The organism is Kitasatospora sp. NPDC059327, from assembly GCF_042752535.1.
Taxonomy (GTDB): Bacteria; Actinomycetota; Actinomycetes; order Streptomycetales; family Streptomycetaceae; genus Kitasatospora.
The window spans coordinates 1-17174 of the sequence record NZ_JBHYYB010000006.1; the positions used below are offsets into that span (position 1 = coordinate 1).

Below are 17174 nucleotides of genomic sequence, written 5' to 3' on the forward strand. Positions count from 1 at the left end.
AGGCGCGGGAGCGCCCCCGCCCGGCGGGAAGCTGCGCGGGATCGGCCACGCGCCCGGCGCGGGCCCGGCCGGCGCGGCGGGAGCGGGGGCCGAAGCGGGCGCGGCCGCCTGCACCGGGGGGGCCTGCACCGGGGCCGCCTGCGGGGGGGCCATCGACACGGGAGCCGCCTGCAGGGGAGCCACCTGCACCGGGGCCGTCGGCACCGGTGCGTCGTAGGCGGCCGGCGCCTGCGGCGCAGCGGCGAACCCACCGGCGGCCGCCCGGCGCTCCAGCTTGTCCAGCCGCGCCTGCAACGACAGCTCGTCGCTGTAGGCGCCCGGCAGCATCACCCGGGCACAGATCAGCTCCAGCTGCAGCCTCGGCGCCGCGTTCCCGCGCATCTCGGTCAGCCCGGTGTTGACGATGTCCGCGGCCCGGCTGAGCTCGGCCGCCCCGAAGCCGTCCGCCTGCGCCTGCATGACCGCGACCCGGTCCGCCGGGGCGTCGATCAGCCCCTTCTCCCCGGCATCCGGCACGGTCGCCAGGATCACCAAGTCCCGCAGCCGCTCCAGCAGGTCCGTGACGAACCGGCGCGGGTCGTGCCCGCCCTCGACCACCCGGTCGATCACCTGGAACACCGTCGCCCCGTCCTGCGCGGCGAAGGCGTCCACCACCTCGTCCAGCAGCGCGGAGTCCGTGTACCCGAGCAGCGCGGTCGCCATCTGGTACGTCACGCCGCCCTCGGTCGCCCCCGCGAGCAGCTGGTCCATCACCGACATCGAGTCACGCACCGAGCCGGCCCCGGCCCGGACCACCAGCGGGAAGACGGAGTCCTCGACCGCGATCCGCTCCCGGCCGCAGACCTCCGTCAGGTAGTCCCGCAGCGTGCCGGGCGGCACCAGCCGGAACGGATAGTGGTGCGTCCGGGAGCGGATCGTCCCGATCACCTTCTCCGGCTCCGTGGTGGCGAAGATGAACTTGAGGTGCTCGGGCGGCTCCTCCACCACCTTCAGCAGCGCGTTGAAGCCGGCCGAGGTCACCATGTGCGCCTCGTCCAGGATGAAGATCTTGTACCTGCTGTGCACCGGCGCGAAGAACGCCCGCTCACGCAGCTCACGGGCGTCGTCCACACCACCGTGCGAGGCGGCGTCGATCTCGATCACGTCGATCGAACCGGGCCCGCCCGTCGCCAGGTCCCGGCAGGACTGGCACTCACCGCACGGGGTCGGCGTCGGCCCCTGCTCGCAGTTCAGGCAGCGGGCCAGGATGCGCGCGCTCGTCGTCTTCCCGCAGCCGCGCGGGCCGCTGAACAGGTAGGCGTGGTTGACCCTGTTGTTGCGCAGGGCCTGCTGGAGCGGAGCGGTCACGTGCTCCTGCCCGATGACCTCGGCGAAAGTCTCGGGGCGATAGCGGCGGTACAGGGCTAGGGACACACCACCGACGATATCGGGACGAGCCGACAAACGCGTCGCCCCTCGACCGGGCCCCATCCGGCCCCGGGAACGCGAAGACCCCTCGTGCACCCGCCAGAGCCCTCCTACCCTTGCTGCCTTCCGGCCCTGGGGGGGTTCAGAGAGATAACGCCACACGAGGGGCTGGCCCCCACAGTACCGGATCCGCGGCCCCCACCTCCACCACCCCGCCTCCCCGCCCCCACTCCACGATCCGCAGGCCACACACCCGGACCACCCTCGACATAGGTGGTCGCGACCACCCCCGAACATGTACTAAGCTCTCCCACGGAGGATTCGCCTAGAGGCCTAGGGCGCACGCTTGGAAAGCGTGTTGGGAGCAATCCCTCACGAGTTCGAATCTCGTATCCTCCGCCATGGCTGACCAGCCATAACGAAGGCCCCGACCGCCTAGCGGTCGGGGCCTTCGTCGTTGCGTGGTCTCAGTTCTGGTCTCAGTTGAGCCCTGGCCCCCAGCACCCGCGCCCGCTCACGCGCCGAGCCGCCAAAACCCCGGCGTGACACACAGGTGGCTTGGCACAATGTGCTGCAGGCCGACGGCGTGTTCGGCTGGCTCAGCAGAAGGGGGCATCGTCGTGGAAGAGCTGGGTGGCGGCGAGCGGATCCTGGCCCAAACCGCAGCGCTCTTCTCCGCGCGCGGCGACCTCGGCATGGTCGCTCTGCTCCGCGCAGTGCGCCAGCTCGACTTCAGACAGACCGATGACGGCTACGTCACAGAGTCCGACTGGCACGACTACTTCTGGGCCGCCGTGTTCTACGTCGAGGAAATTGACCGCCCGACGTTCTCAAACGAGGTTCTGGCGCACGTCCTGCCTGTGCTCGTCGAGGTCTGCAAGCAGAACGACCGTGGTGCGGTCAACCAGATCGAGGTCCGCCCCCTGTTGCCAGAGCCGACTGCTGACTGGCGCCAGTCACTCGCGACCGCAACGGCCCCTACCCCGAGCGCTCGCACTAACCGGATCACCGAGGTCACTCGACGACGCATCTTCGACGCGCTACGACTTCAGAACCTGCATTGGGCTGGCGCTCTCGGCGACGTTGACTTCCTCCAGCGCATCTACGACTTGGATCAACTGCCCAGCGGAGACCCACGCTTCAAGTCCGCCGAAGGCGACATTGTCCAGCACCGGTTCAACAACGACGACTGGCAAGACGACTGGGTCTTCACAGACCCACGCTTCGAGCTGATCCAAGGCCCTGACGACGTCTTCCTCCGCTTCCTCGCGGAGGCGGTCCACCCAGTCGTCCGCCCAGACGAAGAGGAGGTCGAGCGCCTTCTCCAACTCTTCAACGATGCCCTGGGCCGCGACAGCTTCACCATCGTCGCCGTCGACAACATCAGCGGCTACCCCGTCTACGCCGGCCGTCGCATCCCAGTCTCGATCCCGATCTCCGTTGCCGAGCGTGGGGCCGCCTCGAATCCAGGAACCGTCGAGACGTCCGACGCAAACTCGACAGGCTACGAGGCGGTCCGCCGCCGTGCGCGAGGGAACCGCAGAGACTACGCAGTCGACGCGAAGCGGTGGAACCGCGGTGGGCAGGCCGAGATCTTCCAAGCGACCCACAAGACATCGGGCACCCGAGTCGTCTATAAGCGGCGCACCTCCCAGCTGGATGACCCAACCGCCCGAATGCGCCGCGAGATCGAGGTCTCCCAACTCCTTGAGGGTCACGCTCACCTCATGCCGATCCTCGACGCGAACGCGGACGACGGATGGCTCATCATGCCGATTGCCCAGGCCACGGCAGCCGAATGCCAGGGCGACCTGCGAAACCCGAGGAACCTCCTCGAACTCATCAACGCCCTCATTGACGTCCTCTCTGCCGCGCACCGTCACGGGTGGCTCCACCGCGACATCACACCGCACAACATCCTCCTGCTCGATGGCCGGTGGACTCTCGCCGATTGGGGCCTCGTCCGGCGCCCGAACGGGCAGACCACTAAGGTCGACCGCACCCGTTTCTCCCTCGGCACTGAGGGCTTCGCCGCCCCAGAACTGTCCACCACACCCCATGCCGCCACTGCAGCCTGCGATATCTACAGCATCGGACGGGTGATCGCCTGGGCTCTGACTGGAGAGAAACCCCAAGCCAACCGCCAGCTCTTCCCTGCACCGGGCCCCTGGCGCACCATCGTGCGGCGCACGACCGAACTCGATCCGCAACTTCGCCCGCAGAACGTTCAGGGCCTACTACGCCTGATCGACACCGAACTCGCAGGCCCCCCAGCCACCCTGGAGGACAGAGCCCGCACGCTCGGGCTCCAAGCCCAGCAGGGCAACCAAGGTGCCATTGAGTCACTCACCGGCCTCGCCGTCGAACACCCCAGCCACTACGACCTTCACCTCCAATTCCTTACTGACCTGCGCCCTGAAGCCGTGGCCGCACACCTTTCTGCGAACCCCGCGCGAGCTACTGTCGTGCTCGGCTCGTTTACGCGACTGGTCGACGGCGATGGCAGCCGCCGCGTCCAGTTTGGCGAAGCCGCCCGCGCCGTGATGTGGCTCCGCCGTATCGCCGCAGCAGCGGCCGACCAAGAAGCATGGGACCTCCTCGACGAAGCCATCCGCTGCATGCTCACCTGGGACGGCGCATGGGACCAGTGGCGTGCCCAGGACCAAGTCACCCCATGGCTGCGCAGCCTCTCCGGCAATGCAGCCAATGTCGTCGCCGCTGCGCTCCACGACCACCCCAGCTCAGCAGGGCACTTCGGTCAACTCGCCCAGGATGGCAATGTCGACAGTGGCATTCGTCATCAGATTCAGGCTGCCGTCAACCGCAGCCGATTCTGAACCGAGCGATTCCCTGACGGGACCAGCAGAGTCAACGAGCGTACGGAGGAGTCCAGCTGCGATGCAGTAGGACTCCTCCGCTCAGTTGGAGCGTTCTGCTCAGGCAGCGTCTTCGCTGGACCTCTGTGAGGCAAGTCCAGCTTCACCCCACAGGGCCTCACCGATCTTCTTGCCGACGTCGTTCAACATCGGCTCGGTGACGTGCTGGTAGCGCTGGGCCATAGAGGTCGAGGACCAGCCCATGATCGCCATCACGATCCGCTCCGGCACTCCGAGCAGGAGCAGGACGGTCGAGGCGGTGTGGCGGGCGTCGTGGAGGCGGCCGTCACGGATGCCGGCCTCGCGCAGGAGCCGCTTCCAGTGGTGGTAGTCAGTGCTGGGGTTGAGCGGCTCGCCGGTCTCCGAGGTGAAGACGTAGCCCTTGTCCGTCCAGAGGTCCCGGGCAAGGACCCGTTCCCGGTCCTGCTCCTCCTTGTGCTGCCGGAGGATCAGGACGAGTTGCTCGGGCAGCGGAACCGCGCGTCGCCCGGCCCGGGACTTGGTGTCCTTGGTCTCGCGCCGAATCGGCTCCTTCTGTGGGCAGAAGCCGGGCTTGCGTCCACAGCGGTCACCGCAGCCGTGCTGGTACTTGGGCCGCAGCCGGCCGCGCCGGACCCAGGCGACGCCGCGGGAGAAGTCGACGTCCTTCCACTGGAGCCCAAGCACCTCGCTCTGCCGCAGGCCGAGGGCGAGCGCGAAGAGCCAGCGGGCGGAGTTCCGGCGCCTACGCGCCGTCTCCATGAGCGCCTGGACCTCCTCGATCTCGAACGGCTCAACCTCCTCCTCTTCGAGCTTCGGTGCCTTGGCGATGGTGGCCACGTTGCGGACGAGGTGATCGCGCCTCACGGCCTCGCCGAGGGCGACACGGATGGTGCGGTGGGCCTGATGGGCGGTTCCAGCGGCGCTCCCGGTGTCCTGCATCTTCCGGTAGAAGCGCTCCAGGTGCTCTGGCTCCAGCTTCTCCAGTCGGTGGGCGCCGAGCCCGGGGACGAGGTGCACGCGGACCGCCACCTCGTACCCGGCGTGGGTGTTCTCGCCGACGGTGCCCGGCACGATCTCCGTGATCCAGTGGGTCAGCCACTTGCCGACGGTCCACTTCTGACCGGCCTTCGGGACCGTGCCGTTGTCGCGCAGTTTCTCCAGCTTGCGGACCTTGGCCGTGACCTCGGGGCGGGTCTTGGCGCTGACGTGACGACGGTCGGGGGTGCCGTTGTCCTTGACGCCGACGGTGACGCGCCCGTGCCAGCGGCCGTCGCTGCCCTCGTAGATCGAGGAATCGCCGTTGGGCTTGCGAGTGTTCGCCATCCGCTCCCCCTCAGGCCGCGAGGGCAACGGTCGAAGTGACGACCTGACCACGAGCAGCCACGTACTCCTGGAGCGCCTCGGCGGGAACGCGGCGAAGTCGGCCGATCGTGACCGACTGGACCTCGCCGGAGGCAACCAGGGCGTACATCGTCGTACGACCAATGCTCAGTCGGCGGGCAGCTTCCTCGACGGTGAGCGCGACCAGAGTGGGGTCAGCCGCAGAACCGCCCTGACCAGCGATCAGGCGGAGAAGCACCTGCTCGGTGGTACCGAGGGCGTGCGCCACTCGGGCAAGCTCGAACGATGTTTCGGACATGGGTGTCCTATCCCAGCGGCGCTTTCGGCTATGCGCCGCCGTTGTCGATGTTCCAGGGATGGGCGATTGGGTTGTTCGAGTCCACGTGCCCCCGGCGTTCGTAGCGCCGAGGGGCTGCGGAGGGCATGGCTGGTCGAGGGCCCACGGGCTGGCAAGGCCCCTGGTCGGACCGGCGGGACGGGACGTTAGCCGCAGATTACGGCCGCACCAAACCGCCGGAGGCCCGGCATGATGCCGGTCATCATCGGGTCGGCGAAGGGACGACGTGCGGAACCAGCAACTGCAGCAGGGTGCCCTCTGGCGGCCAAGCAGCCCCGGCTGTGGCGGCTATGCCTCGGTTGCCGGGTCGGCAAGACCCTCAGCGGCGGGCGAGCCGGGCGGGAAGTCCGGCGAGCGGTAGTCGTCACCGGCCACGTCCGCCACAACCCGAGTGATCATCGCTCTGATGAGCTCTTCGAGGTTCGGGTGGGCATGGCCGTAGGCGTCGAGCGCCTCGCGGGCCCGGTCCGTCTCCTTGCGGGCGGCGACCGACTTCTGCCAGGCCTCGGCGAACTCCGCCAGCAGCCGCTTCACGTGAGCGTTCGCGGCGATCTCGGGGGGTCCGACCAGGTTGTCCAGGGAGATGTCGAAGACCTTGGCGAAGCCGATGGCCTCGTCCAGGTTGACCCTGCGCCGCGGCTCGCCGCTCTCGATGCGCCACACCGCCGACTGGTTGAGCGGGTAGCCAGCTTCGGTCAGGCGCTCGGCGAGCGTGGCGGTACTCCACCCTCGCGCCTCGCGCTCCATCTTGATGCGCCGGGCGACGTTCTCCTCCCCTTCCAGCCGTTGTCGCCGGTCCTCGTCAGCCACGATCAACCCTCCATGCATCGTCGTTAAGCCCATTTGCAATGCGCCGAGCACGACGTGGACGTGATGCACGGTGAATCGCAACTAAGCCGAGCCGCATTGGCCAGTCGGGCCAGCCACCCGTCACCACCGACGAAAAAGGCCCCCAGTGCTACGAACACCGGGGGCCACAGCAGAAACCTCGAACCGCCCATCCCTGGAGCAGTCGACAACGGAGGAACCGGGTAGCCGCCCGAATCCTCCGAGTGAGGACACCGCTGTGGACAAGCCTACGGCCCCGCCGCCCGGCCCGTCAGCCCACGACCGGCGAAAGGACCACCGAGCGCCGGAACCCAACCCCGTGCCCGTCGACACCACCTTCGGGGAACCGCCGCACAACATCGACGCCGAACAGGCGGTCCTCGGCGCCTGCATGCTGAAGCACCAGGCGGTGGATCAGGTCCGGGGCACGCTGGACGCGAGCGACTTCTACCGGCCCGCCCACGAGACCATCTGGCGCGCGATCCTCGCCCTGCGCGCCGAGGACGCCCCGACCGACCCCATCGCCCTCGCGGACCACCTGCGAGGCATGGGAGATCTCTCCCGCGTCGGAGGCTCGTCCTACCTCCACACCCTGGTCGCCGTCGCGCCGCCCTCGACGGACAACGCCGACTACTACGCGCAGATCGTGCGCCGCGACGCCCAACTGCGGACCCTGCATGCCACCGGCCTCCGCACCGTCCACCAGGCGCTGACCCCGGGCGCCGACCCGGACGAGATCCGCACGGCCGTCGAGACGGAGATCCGTGACGAGCGCGAGCGCGCTCTCGCGTCCGGCAGCAGCCGCCTGTCCCGCTACATCGTCAACGGCTGGGACTTCGTCACCAAGACCGGCGCGGACAAGGAACCTCTGTGGGGCACCCGCGAGCAGACCGCTTGGGCCTCCGGCGAGAGCCTGATGATCGTCGGTGCACCGGGCGTCGGCAAGACCACCCTGGCCCACCAGGTCGTCCTCGCCCGCCTCGGTCTGCAGGCCGCTGTCCTCGACCTGCCCGTCGCTGAGGGAGAACGCGTCCTCTACCTCGCCATGGACCGACCCCAGCAGATCGCCCGTGCCATGGCCCGCCGCATCACCCCCGACAACGAGGCTCTCCTTCGCGACCGCCTCGCCGTGTGGCAGGGACCACTCCCCGCCACCCTCGACAAGGAACCCGACCTCCTCGCCGAGCTCGCCGCCGCCCACCGCGCCGACACCATCGTCATCGACAGCCTCAAGGACGCGGTCAGCACCCTGGTGGACGACTCCCTGGCCGTTGCTTTCAACAACGCCCGCATGCGCGCCCTGCGCTCCGGAGTCCAGATCATGGAGCTCCACCACCAGCGCAAGGCCGCCGCCGACGCGCCGCGCGGCATGCGGCCGACGCTCGACCGGGTCTACGGCTCGACGTGGCTGACCGCCGGAGCAGGCAGCGTTCTGTTCATCGCCGGAGAGGCCGGCGACCCGGCGGTCACCATCCACCACCTCAAGACCGTAACCGGCGAGATCGGACCGCTGCCGGTCATCCACGACCACCAGCGCGGCACCACCTACGTCGAACCCACCCTCGACCCGGTCACCCTCCTCCGCGCCGCGACAGACGGACTGACCGCCCGTGACCTGGCGACCGCCCTGACCGGCGAGGCCAACCCTGACCGCGCCGACATCGAGAAGGCCCGCCGCCACCTGGACCGCCTGGTCAAGGGCGGACTGGCGGTCAAGAGCGAGGGCACCGCTGGTGGTGTCGGAGGCGGTCAGCAGGCTCGATACTGCCCGTCCGCTCGGCACATCACCGCCGTCTCCTGACCGCCGCAGCGGTCACCGAGGTGACCGGGGACAGTGCACTGACCGCTGTCCCCGGTCAGTCCGTCGTTCTGACCGGGGACAGTGACCGGCGGGTCGGTCAGTCGGTCACTCCCACTGACCGAACTGACCGGAGTGACCGCATCGGTCAGCGCCCCTGCGAAACGTGGCAACCGGCGCAGCCGACCGCACCAGTCGCAGCCTTTGCCGCCGGTCAGCGGCGGATCACCAACGCTCCCAGGCGGCAGTGGCGGGACGTGCTCCCGTTCACGGGGCCGTCCACGCAGCCCTCTCGCGCTGAGCGTGGCGACAACCGCTCACAGCGTCCACGCGGAGCGCAGAAACCGCAGGTGAAGCGATCACGAAGTCGTACACGCCGTCCACTCGACCCAGCGTTCACGCGCGAGCCCCCCTTTAGAAGGGGGCTCGCGTGTACGCACCGGCGTGGACGCCTCATCGTCCAAGCCTCCGTCAAGCCGTCTGGAGCCGGAGCAAGTTGTGGGGTAAGCGCTGCTTAGCCCCGGCACCGCCAAGGCGGAGCAAGGAGTCCTTACCCCACCCGCTCCCCTTGGGGGAGCAGTTGCCCTCGCCCAGGGGTGCGAGGGCAACGCAGCCGGCCGCCATGCGGGAACCCGCGTCCTCCCGCTCGGTGGCGGCTTCCGAGCGGGGGATGTCCAACCAACTTCGCCCCCTCACACCGTGGCGACCGGCCATCCGTGGCGGGAGAAGGAGGGACCTCCATCGTGGTAGGCGGCCAACGCCTGCACGGAGGTCGGGAACGTGGGCTCGGGGAAGCGATCCGCCTCGACCCACTGGGCGGCCAGGTGTTTGTCCGGCTCGGTGTTGGTCAGGTCGCCGGTCCACCTGTCGGTGGCGAAGACGAAGAGGACGAGCTGCCCGGCCTGGTCAAAGCCCTGCTCGACGTGGATGACGTGGACGAGTTCGAGATCGGCCGGGTCGACGAGCAGGCCGGTCTCCTCGTTGAGCTCGCGGGCGGCGGCCACGTCCAGGGCTTCACCGGGCTCGACCTTGCCACCGGGGATGGTCCAGGCCGGCTGCGGCGACCAGTTGCGAGCGGTGTAAAGCACGGCGGCGACCGCGTCGGTGTCCTTGTCGTGAACGATCACGCTGACCGCATTTCGGCTGTTCATCACGCTGGTCGTGGTCACGGTGCCCACTCCTTGTTGAAGTGCCGGAGGATCTCGGTGGTCCGGCCGGGTGGCTGGGACTGGCTCCGCAGCTAGGGCGGCGTGGGTGCTCAGCGCCCGAGCGTGAGCCGGTCGGCGTCGGTGCGCGAGAAGACCAGGTCGGTCATGTGCTCCGGGGTCTCGGTGCACCGGACGGGCGACTTCGGTCGGAGCATGGCTTGGGGGTAGGTAGCCGGGTCGTAGTCGTTGGTGAGCGTGTACGGGTGGAAGCCGTGCTCGTGCAGGGCGTCGATGATGCCGGCGGCGCTCTCGCCCTGCTTGGCCAGGAGCTTGGGGGTGACTTCCACGACCAGTTCCACGTCCCCGCGCAGGTGCGGGAGCGCGGGCAGCAGTCCCCTGACCGCCGCCGCTTCCGCGCCCTCGACGTCGATCTTGATGACTCGGGCGGTGTCGAGTTCGGCCTGGCCGAGGAGTTCGGTGAGCGGTGCGGCCGGCACGTGGAAGGTGGTGTGGAAGTGGCGGGGTCGGATGGCGGTGGTGTGACCGAGGTTGGCCGGGTCCTCCAGGTAGAGGGTCAGCGTGCCGGTGAGGTCGGAGGCGGCGGCGCAGACGGTGCGGATGTTGACCCGGTGGTTGGCGATGGCCGCGCTGGTGAGGTCGTCATGGAACAGCGGGGTGGGCTCGATGGCGACGACTCGGCCGGTCGGTCCGACTGCGTGGGAGGCCAGGAGGCTGAACGCGCCACGGTGGGCCCCGACGTCGACGAAGGTGTCCCCGGGCCGCAGGCGGTCGCGCAGGAAGGCGCTCAGGTTCGGCTCCCACGCGCCGAAGAGGTACTGGTAGCGCTGGATGACGTCGCTGGTGGTGACGGTGACCTGGTCCCCCGAGCGCAACCGGGCAGTGGTGTGGAAGGGACGGGTTCGCAGGTGGTCGTCGAGGAAACGGTCGACGAGCTGGGCCTTGCCGACAGTTCCGGGCGCGTGGCGGACGTAGGCCCGCAGCAGACGGGCGAGGGCGGAGGCGGGCACGCGTGTACTCCTTCAGGTGGCGGAGGGTGCGGAACGCGGTTCCCGGAGCCGGCCGCGGTGGCAGACTTGCCGGTGAACGCTGTTGGTGGTGAGGGGAGTTGTCGGTGGCCGAGAGTGGTCCGGTGGTGTTCCTGCTGGTGGGGCTCACCGGTTCGGGGAAGACGACCTACGCCCAGCGGGAGCTGGAGCCGCAGAATGCGGTGCGGCTGTCGGTGGACGAGGCCGTCCACGAGCGGCACGGCCGGTATGGGATCGACTATCCGGAGAACACCTACTTCGAGAAGGAGGCCCCGGTCGTCGCCGAGCTGCACTCCCGGCTGGTCGAGCTGGTCTCCGAGGGCCGGGACGTGGTGTGGGACCACGGACTGTGGCAGCGGAAGGACCGCGACGCGATGAAGGAGCTGGTGGAGTCGGCCGGCGGTCGGTGGCGGCTGCTTTACTTCCCCGTCGAGCGGGACGAGCTGCTGCGCAGGCTGGCCGAGCGCAACCAGCGCGGCGACGCGAATGCCCTGATCGTGACCCCTGAGGCGCTGGACGACTTCTTCGCGCGGTTCGAGGCGCCTCAGGGCGAGGGCGAGGAGATCGTGGAGCCGGACCGACTTTGAGGCGTCGGCGGGCGCCAGGCGGTGGTGATCTTGGCGGCTTCGGCGGCCCAGCCGTTGGGCAGGCCGTCGAGGGTGACTTGGCGGAAGGCGAGTCGCGGGTCGGAGACGTCGATGCGGCCGTGGTGGCGGTCGACGTGCTGGAGCAGGCGGGACGCCTCGCTGCGGACGGCGGGGCTGTCCTCGGCCCAGGCGCCGGAGGCGAAGCGGTCGACGCGGCGCCGCAGGTCGTCCAGGACACCGGCGCGCCACTTGAAGTGGTGGACGCACGCGAGCGTGTGCGGGTCGGGCTTGCGTCCGGGAGCACGGTGGTTGCCGGAGGCGACGGTGACGTCGGAGAGCGCGAGGACGATCTTGCGGGGGTCGCCGTGCAGGAGGCGGTGGGTGAGGTGGCCGCCGAGAGGGAAGGCGCGGTCGAGGCCGCTCTCGGGGCGCCAGAGGGCGAGGCGGCCATCGGCGGTGACCCGGTCGAGCATCAGCCCGCCCACCACCGCCCGGCCGTTCTCCTCGGCCTCCTCGGTGACCTCGCCGAGCGGGGCCGGGTAGGTGTGGAACTCGTCTGAGTCGGCGAGCAGGTGCCAGCCGGCGCCGGCCTGTTCCCGCAGGGCGTCGCGCAGTTCGGTGTTGGTGTGCTCGTGCCACGGGCCGGTAGTGACCTGGCCGAAGGGCAGGTCGAGTTGTCGGGCGGTGTCCAGCAGCTGGCGGCGCCATGCGTCGTGGACGTGGTCGGGGAAGTGGAAGGCGAGGTGGAAGCGCTCGACGCCGAGCGCGCGGTAGTGGGCGGTCCAGGCGGTCAGAAGGGCCGGTTCGACCGGGCCGATCACGGCGACCAGCGAGGGCGGGGCGGGCGTCATCGGTACTCCTTGGCCAGGTCCGTGTAGGTGTCGATGAGGTAGGCGGCCTGCTCGGAGGCCGGGAGCATGTCCAGCACTGCGGGGGCCTGCAGTCCTGGCCGGGCGGGCGGCCTGTCCGCCAGCTGGCCCAGGGTCTTGGCCAGGGCGTCCGGGTCGCCGGCCTGGAAGAGCCGGGTCCACGGCTGCCCGGCCAGCTGCTCGGTCAGGTCCGGGTCGTGGTCGGAGACGATCAGCGGGACACCGAGCCGGGCGGCGTCCATGACCAGCCCGGACTCCTTACCGGTGCCGGGACGCCGTGCGACCAGGGCGGCATCAGCGGCGGCGTAGACGAGCCGAAGGACGTCTTCGCTGACCGGGCCGGGCACGGTGTGGACCCGGACACGGGGAAGGCGGTGCCAGCGCTCGAGGACGGTGTCGTCCAGCGGGGTGCCGCAGACCAGGACGTGAAGCGGCTCAGTGAGGCGGTCCAAGGCGGAGTCGACGGTGGTGAGGTCCTTGTAGGGCCACCAGCCGCCGACCAGGCAGACCGCCGTCGCCGAGGCGGGGATGGTGAAGGCGGCGCGGGCACCCTCGCGCTCGGCGGCCGTGAGGGGCCGGCCGTCGTCGACCGCGAACGCCCGCACCCGGCCCGAGAGGCGCGGAAAGGCCGGGGAGAGCCGGTCGCGGACGGCGGTGGTCGGATAGAGGGCGACCACGTGCTTCTCGCTCCGCCGGGCGAGCCGACCCAGCAGCCGGACCGGCGAGTCTTCGGTGGTGACCAGTTCGTGGATGAACCGCAGGTGCGGGGTGCCGCCGAGCAGGGCGGCCATGCCGTGCAGGGCTTCGCTCGCGCTGAGGATCACCACGGCCGCCGGCTGAGGGGCGAGGCGGCGGGCGGTACGCAGGCATCCGGCTTCGGTCAGGCAGCGGGCGATCAGGGTGACCTGGTGCGGCAGCCGGCGGAGCGGCAACGGCCAGCGCCGTGAGCGGAAGGCCCGCTTGCCAGCGGTTGAAACGCGTTCCGCCGCGCGCGCTGCGGCCAGCAGGGCCTTCGCCGCCGGACCCACCGGTCCGGCGGCGATCAAGGCGCCGGACCGCAGCAGCGCACCGGGGCCGTCTGCGATCCCCTGCGGGGTGATGACCACGGCACCTGGGCGGGCGGCGGCGAGCGCCGTCAGCGTGCGCTGGTGGTGCCCGCCGCCGAGGTGCGCCTGCGGCTCGATCAGGACCAGCGGCTCGAACCGGGTGCTCATCCGGCGACCGCCTGCTCGCCGTGCAGCGTGATGAAGTGCCGGTGCAGCCAAGGCGGGTCGTTGAGCGCCTCGAAGCGCTTGGGGTCGCGGGCTGCAGTGCGGGCGAACTCCAAGCCGTCACGAGCCCCGGCTGCCGCGTAGTCGGCGAAGTCGCCGTCCTTGCTGGCAGTCCAGGCGTCGATGCGTTCCTGGGCGGAGGCGTCGGTCATGCCGTACTCGCTGCCGCGCGCGAGCATCGCGCACTCCCGAAAGCCCGCCTTCCAGGCGTGGAACGGGGTCTGGTTGAACAGGGTGGTCCCGGCAGTGTGCGGGCTGAACTCGACCCGCCCGGGCAGCGCGGCCAGCACGTCGACGGCCTGGCCCATCTCCCGCAGTGCGCTGGTGCGGATCAGCTTGAGGCCGCCATAGCCGTAGGTGAGCCCGTTGACCGGATTGACGGCCCGCCAGACCCGCATCGACACCCCGTCAGCCAGCGGCTCCACCGCGCTGGCGGGGAAGGCGGGGTCGATGGCGAAGTCGCCGTCAGCGAGGAAGAACTGGTCGGTGTCGACGAGTTCGGCCGTGAGCCGGTAAGCGCGGCGCATCCCGCGCACCCCGTGCAGACGCTTGACGGTTCCGCCCAGCACGCGGGCCAGGCGGGTGTGCAGGGAGTCGGCCAGCGGCTCGTCGTAGGAGAGCAGGACCGCGTCGAAGCCGGTCACTTGATCGCCTCCAGGTAGCGTGCGGCCACCGCAGCGGGCGTCAGGTCCGTGGTGGAGGCGAGCGCGCGCTTGGCGTGCACGAGGTAGAACTCGGGGTCGGTGGCGAGGCGTTCGGCGATCCGGACGGCCTGGTCGTCGGTGTCGAACACCAGCTCCGGGTCGAGGTGCTCGGCCAGCCAGCCGATGCGAGGGCCGATCACCGGCAGGCCCATCGCCTGGCAGTCGATGACCGACATGGACCAGGGGCAGCCGGGCCGGAACGGCGCGATGCCGAAGTGGGCGCCGACCAGCAGGTTGCGGTAGCGGACCCGGTCGCCGCGGTCGGAGGCGATGGCGACGCCGTCCACGGCCGCCAGCTCCTCCAGGTTCCGCTCGGGGCTGGGATCCAGGCGGATCCGCTCGGCGCTGCGGGTGCCGAACAGGTCCATCACGGTCAGCCGCACCGGGGCCTCGGTGACGAGGTGGCGGGCGAGCTGGGTGAAGCGGGCGGTGCCGTAGTGGGCGTACAGGCGGTGGTTGTAGATGCCGACCGCCCGTCCCTCCGGCGGGGTGATCTCGGCAGGGTCGCGGACCAGGCGCACGTCCCTGGGGGCGGGGACCACGTGCAACTTGTCGGTGAGCTCGACGCCGGTGCGGGCGGCGGCAGCGGCGGTCCACGAGGCGGCGGTGCCGGAGTGGACCAGGACGCGGTCGCAGGCCGCGAGACCGGCGGCGAAGGCCAGCAGCACGCTGCGGCCCAACCCGCCGTCGTCCATCGCGGGGTCCAGCTCCAGCTGGCCGGTGTCAGTGAAGGAGAACGGCAGGTAGTGGCAGTAGCCAGCGATCCGCGCGTCCGCTCCGGCTTCCAGGAGCGCGGCGCGGATCGCGGGGGCGGCCTCGATCTGGTTGGCCACGACCACTTCGGGCTGCTGGCGGCGGAACAGCCGCACCAGGCCGCCGACACCCGGGTTGAAGCGGGCCCGGTACTTGGTCGAGGGCGACGTGGTCCGCACGAACTGCACGCGGTCGTCGCCGGCCGGGACGGGAGCGGCCACTGTGACCTCGACCCCGGCATCGGCCAGGGCCGGGGTGAGCATGTCGGCGAAGGTGTAGCCGGAGTCGGCAGTCAGCTGGCTGGAGTTGGAGACGTTGAGCAGGTACAGCAGGCGCATCGCTTGGGCCCTCCCTCTCTCGGCCCGGGTGTCGACCCGGGCTGGCAAAAGAAGGAAACCGGCGACCAGGAGCGTGACAGAATGATGAATCGAGATCACTCACGGTTCATTCATCTCATCCAGCAGCCAGGGCGGGGGCCTTGATGGACGAGCGCGACGACAGCCCGACCGTTGAGCAAGCCGCCGAGGCGTTCGCAGCGGAGGTCTCGTACTGGCGCGAGGTGCGCGGCCTGTCCAAGCGGGGACTCGCCCTCAAGATGGGCTTCGACCCGTCGTACGTGAGCCACGTGGAATCCGGTCGGCACAAGCCGACCGAGGACTTCGCGCGTCGCTCGGAGGAGACCCTCAACGCGGGCAAGGCCGTCTGGAAGCGCTGGCTGGACTATGAGGCCGCCAAGAACCGAGCAGCCCCGGCTGCGGCTCCGCCAGCCCCGCGCCGCCCCGAGCAGCCGTACGCGACGGGCTCGGCGATCATCGTGGCGCACGACGGCGCGCGCCTGGACTTCGACGGCTCCCAGTACCGGCTGACGATGCGCCGGCTGTTGCGGAACACCGGCAGCGAGCCGATCACCCGTTACTTGATCCGCATCAGCGTCGACCGCTACCCCGGTGAGCCCGAGCGCTCCAACGCCCACTACCGCGAACACCCGCTGACCTGGGACGAACTCGCGCTGACCGCGACATGCCGCGGGGAGGCGATGAACTGGCAGACCAAGCACGACCGCGACGCGTTCAAGGAGGTGTGGCTGCTGTTCGAGAACGAGCAAGGCCGCTTCCCGCTCTACCCCGGCGAGGAGGTCTGGATCGAGTACGCCTACTCGGTCGGCGAGGAGAAGTGGGGCCGCTGGTTCCAGCGCGCGGTCCGCCTGCCCACCGAACACCTCGAAGTCGAACTCGTCTTCCCCGCCGCCCTCGACCCCGCCGTGTGGGGCATGGAGACGTCCATGACCGCCGAAGCGGCACCGCTTCGGACCGCCCCGATCCGGCGCGAGGAGGGCGGCATGCGCGTCTTCTCCTGGAGCACGTCCACGCCGGACCTCCACGCCCGGTACCGTCTCGAATGGCGGTTCCGGGCCCGACCCGAACGCGACACGACCCAAGGGGAGTTCAGGTGATCCAGGTGCGGCCCAGCGAGCAGATGCGTGACCTCGGCGTCGTGCAGGAGGGCGAGCCCGTACTCGCCGAGCCCGCCCGAGCGTTCGACCTGCCCACCGAGCGCGAGGCCGCCGAGCAGGTCATCGAGAAGCTGTTCACCGCGATGGAGCGCATCGGCCAGGTCCACCCCTTCGCCAAGGGCATGGGCATCGCGGCACCACAGATCGGCATCGGCCGGGCCGCCGCCATCGTCCAGCCCGCTTCCCCGGACGCTCCGGCGATCGTCCTGCTGAACCCGCGGATCACCGACCGCTCCGACGAGATGGACGAGCAGTTCGAGGGCTGCCTGTCGTTCTTCGACGTTCGCGGCTTGGTCCCCCGGCCGCTGCAGATCACCGTGGAGACCACCACCCTGGGCGGCCAGGTGGCCACCACCACCTACGAACGCGGCCTCGCCCGCCTGATCCACCACGAGATCGATCACCTCGACGGCCTGCTCTACACCGCACGCATGGCTGCCGGCGTCGAGCCCATCCCTGTCGAGCAGTACCGGCTGACCGGGAGGGCATGGGCCTACGAGCAGTAGCGGAATCGAGCCCCTCCGCCTGCCGTGAGCAATTACCGCCGCCCGGCATGCTGCTCGGATGGAGGAACTCCGGGCCGCAGGGGCTTTCCGTACCTAGTTGCACGAGCGTGTGTCTGGAACAGCCACAGCGGTTCAGTGAACGTGAGTAGGATCACGTTTGATCCGTGGCCGGGTCGGGCCGCCGCGGTGTCTACATCACCCGCTCTCC

The 17174-nt window shown here is 70.0% G+C and carries 15 protein-coding genes, 1 tRNA gene and 1 other RNA gene; 6 read left to right on the forward strand and 11 right to left on the reverse strand.

The features are described from left to right. Together ACFXHB_RS05665 and ffs are read right to left on the reverse strand one after the other, a co-directional pair. On the reverse strand, positions 1–1470 hold a 1470-nt coding region (locus ACFXHB_RS05665; protein WP_380572382.1), incomplete at its 3' end, for a DNA polymerase III subunit gamma and tau. A gap of 16 nt (positions 1471–1486) precedes the next feature. Next, an RNA gene (ffs, locus tag ACFXHB_RS05670) (signal recognition particle sRNA small type) lies at positions 1487–1577 on the reverse strand. Between the two features lie 144 nt (positions 1578–1721). On the opposite strand from ffs, the gene ACFXHB_RS05675 reads away from it, so the two are divergent. Next, positions 1722–1809, forward strand: a tRNA-Ser gene (locus tag ACFXHB_RS05675). Between the two features lie 218 nt (positions 1810–2027). Continuing rightward, positions 2028–4244 (forward strand): protein kinase, encoded by a 2217-nt coding sequence (locus ACFXHB_RS05680; protein WP_380572383.1) that lies wholly within the window; start codon positions 2028–2030, stop codon positions 4242–4244. Positions 4245–4343: 99 nt separating this feature from the next. On the opposite strand, the gene ACFXHB_RS05685 is transcribed toward ACFXHB_RS05680, so the two are convergent. The 3 genes from ACFXHB_RS05685 to ACFXHB_RS05695 all read right to left on the reverse strand — a co-directional run bounded on the left by ACFXHB_RS05685 (position 4344) and on the right by ACFXHB_RS05695 (position 6753). After that, positions 4344–5588, reverse strand: coding sequence for a tyrosine-type recombinase/integrase (locus ACFXHB_RS05685; protein ID WP_380572385.1), 1245 nt, complete (start codon positions 5586–5588; stop codon positions 4344–4346). A gap of 10 nt (positions 5589–5598) precedes the next feature. Then, positions 5599–5904, reverse strand: coding sequence for a helix-turn-helix domain-containing protein (locus tag ACFXHB_RS05690; RefSeq protein ID WP_380572386.1), 306 nt, complete (start codon positions 5902–5904; stop codon positions 5599–5601). 327 nt (positions 5905–6231) lie between these two features. Beyond that, on the reverse strand, positions 6232–6753 hold the full coding sequence (locus ACFXHB_RS05695; RefSeq protein ID WP_380572387.1) for a helix-turn-helix domain-containing protein: 522 nt from the start codon (positions 6751–6753) through the stop codon (positions 6232–6234). 337 nt (positions 6754–7090) lie between these two features. On the opposite strand from ACFXHB_RS05695, the gene ACFXHB_RS05700 reads away from it, so the two are divergent. Beyond that, a complete protein-coding gene (locus ACFXHB_RS05700) occupies positions 7091–8572 on the forward strand; it encodes a DnaB-like helicase N-terminal domain-containing protein (RefSeq protein ID WP_380572389.1) in 1482 nt (493 codons plus the stop codon). A 689-nt stretch (positions 8573–9261) separates the two neighbouring features. Here ACFXHB_RS05700 and ACFXHB_RS05705 read toward each other — a convergent pair. Both ACFXHB_RS05705 and ACFXHB_RS05710 read right to left on the reverse strand, forming a co-directional pair. Continuing rightward, entirely contained in the window at positions 9262–9738 is a 477-nt protein-coding gene (locus ACFXHB_RS05705; RefSeq protein WP_380572390.1) for an NUDIX domain-containing protein, read from the reverse strand. An 89-nt stretch (positions 9739–9827) separates the two neighbouring features. Then, the gene (locus ACFXHB_RS05710) at positions 9828–10745 is read right to left on the reverse strand and encodes an FkbM family methyltransferase (RefSeq protein WP_380572391.1); all 918 of its coding nucleotides are present in this window, start codon (positions 10743–10745) and stop codon (positions 9828–9830) included. Positions 10746–10849: 104 nt separating this feature from the next. On the opposite strand from ACFXHB_RS05710, the gene ACFXHB_RS05715 reads away from it, so the two are divergent. After that, positions 10850–11350, forward strand: coding sequence for an AAA family ATPase (locus ACFXHB_RS05715; RefSeq protein WP_380572393.1), 501 nt, complete (start codon positions 10850–10852; stop codon positions 11348–11350). Here ACFXHB_RS05715 and ACFXHB_RS05720 read toward each other — a convergent pair. Genes ACFXHB_RS05720 through ACFXHB_RS05735 form a run of 4 tightly spaced genes read right to left on the reverse strand, consistent with a single transcriptional unit; the run spans position 11308 to position 15285 of the window. Next, positions 11308–12201, reverse strand: a complete 894-nt coding sequence (locus ACFXHB_RS05720) for a glycosyltransferase family 2 protein (RefSeq protein WP_380572394.1) — start codon at positions 12199–12201, stop codon at positions 11308–11310. The genes ACFXHB_RS05715 and ACFXHB_RS05720 overlap by 43 nt on opposite strands. After that, positions 12198–13433, reverse strand: a complete 1236-nt coding sequence (locus tag ACFXHB_RS05725; RefSeq protein ID WP_380572395.1) for a glycosyltransferase — start codon at positions 13431–13433, stop codon at positions 12198–12200. The genes ACFXHB_RS05720 and ACFXHB_RS05725 overlap by 4 nt, the downstream gene beginning before the upstream one ends. Continuing rightward, entirely contained in the window at positions 13430–14134 is a 705-nt protein-coding gene (locus ACFXHB_RS05730) for a hypothetical protein (protein ID WP_380572396.1), read from the reverse strand. The genes ACFXHB_RS05725 and ACFXHB_RS05730 overlap by 4 nt, the downstream gene beginning before the upstream one ends. After that, complete coding sequence (locus ACFXHB_RS05735) at positions 14131–15285, reverse strand: glycosyltransferase (protein ID WP_380572398.1); 1155 nt, start codon at positions 15283–15285, stop codon at positions 14131–14133. Before ACFXHB_RS05735 ends, ACFXHB_RS05730 begins: the two co-directional genes overlap by 4 nt. Positions 15286–15428: 143 nt before the next feature. Here ACFXHB_RS05735 and ACFXHB_RS05740 point away from each other — a divergent pair, with 143 nt between their 5' ends. After that, complete coding sequence (locus ACFXHB_RS05740) at positions 15429–16400, forward strand: helix-turn-helix transcriptional regulator (RefSeq protein ID WP_363648464.1); 972 nt, start codon at positions 15429–15431, stop codon at positions 16398–16400. Continuing rightward, positions 16397–16966 carry a peptide deformylase gene (locus ACFXHB_RS05745; RefSeq protein WP_380572400.1) on the forward strand — a complete coding sequence of 190 codons (570 nt, stop codon included), beginning with the start codon at positions 16397–16399 and terminating at the stop codon, positions 16964–16966. Before ACFXHB_RS05740 ends, ACFXHB_RS05745 begins: the two co-directional genes overlap by 4 nt. The last annotated feature ends 208 nt before the right edge of the window (positions 16967–17174 follow it).

Bases quoted from the DNA above. Each gene is read 5' to 3' on its own strand.
- ACFXHB_RS05685 (WP_380572385.1), bottom strand. From the start codon at position 5,588: ATGGCGAACACTCGCAAGCCCAACGGCGATTCCTCGATCTACGAGGGC.
- ACFXHB_RS05690 (WP_380572386.1), bottom strand. From the start codon at position 5,904: ATGTCCGAAACATCGTTCGAGCTTGCCCGAGTGGCGCACGCCCTCGGT.
- ACFXHB_RS05720 (WP_380572394.1), bottom strand. From the start codon at position 12,201: ATGACGCCCGCCCCGCCCTCGCTGGTCGCCGTGATCGGCCCGGTCGAA.
- ACFXHB_RS05725 (WP_380572395.1), bottom strand. From the start codon at position 13,433: ATGAGCACCCGGTTCGAGCCGCTGGTCCTGATCGAGCCGCAGGCGCAC.
- ACFXHB_RS05735 (WP_380572398.1), bottom strand. From the start codon at position 15,285: ATGCGCCTGCTGTACCTGCTCAACGTCTCCAACTCCAGCCAGCTGACT.
- ACFXHB_RS05740 (WP_363648464.1), top strand. From the start codon at position 15,429: ATGGACGAGCGCGACGACAGCCCGACCGTTGAGCAAGCCGCCGAGGCG.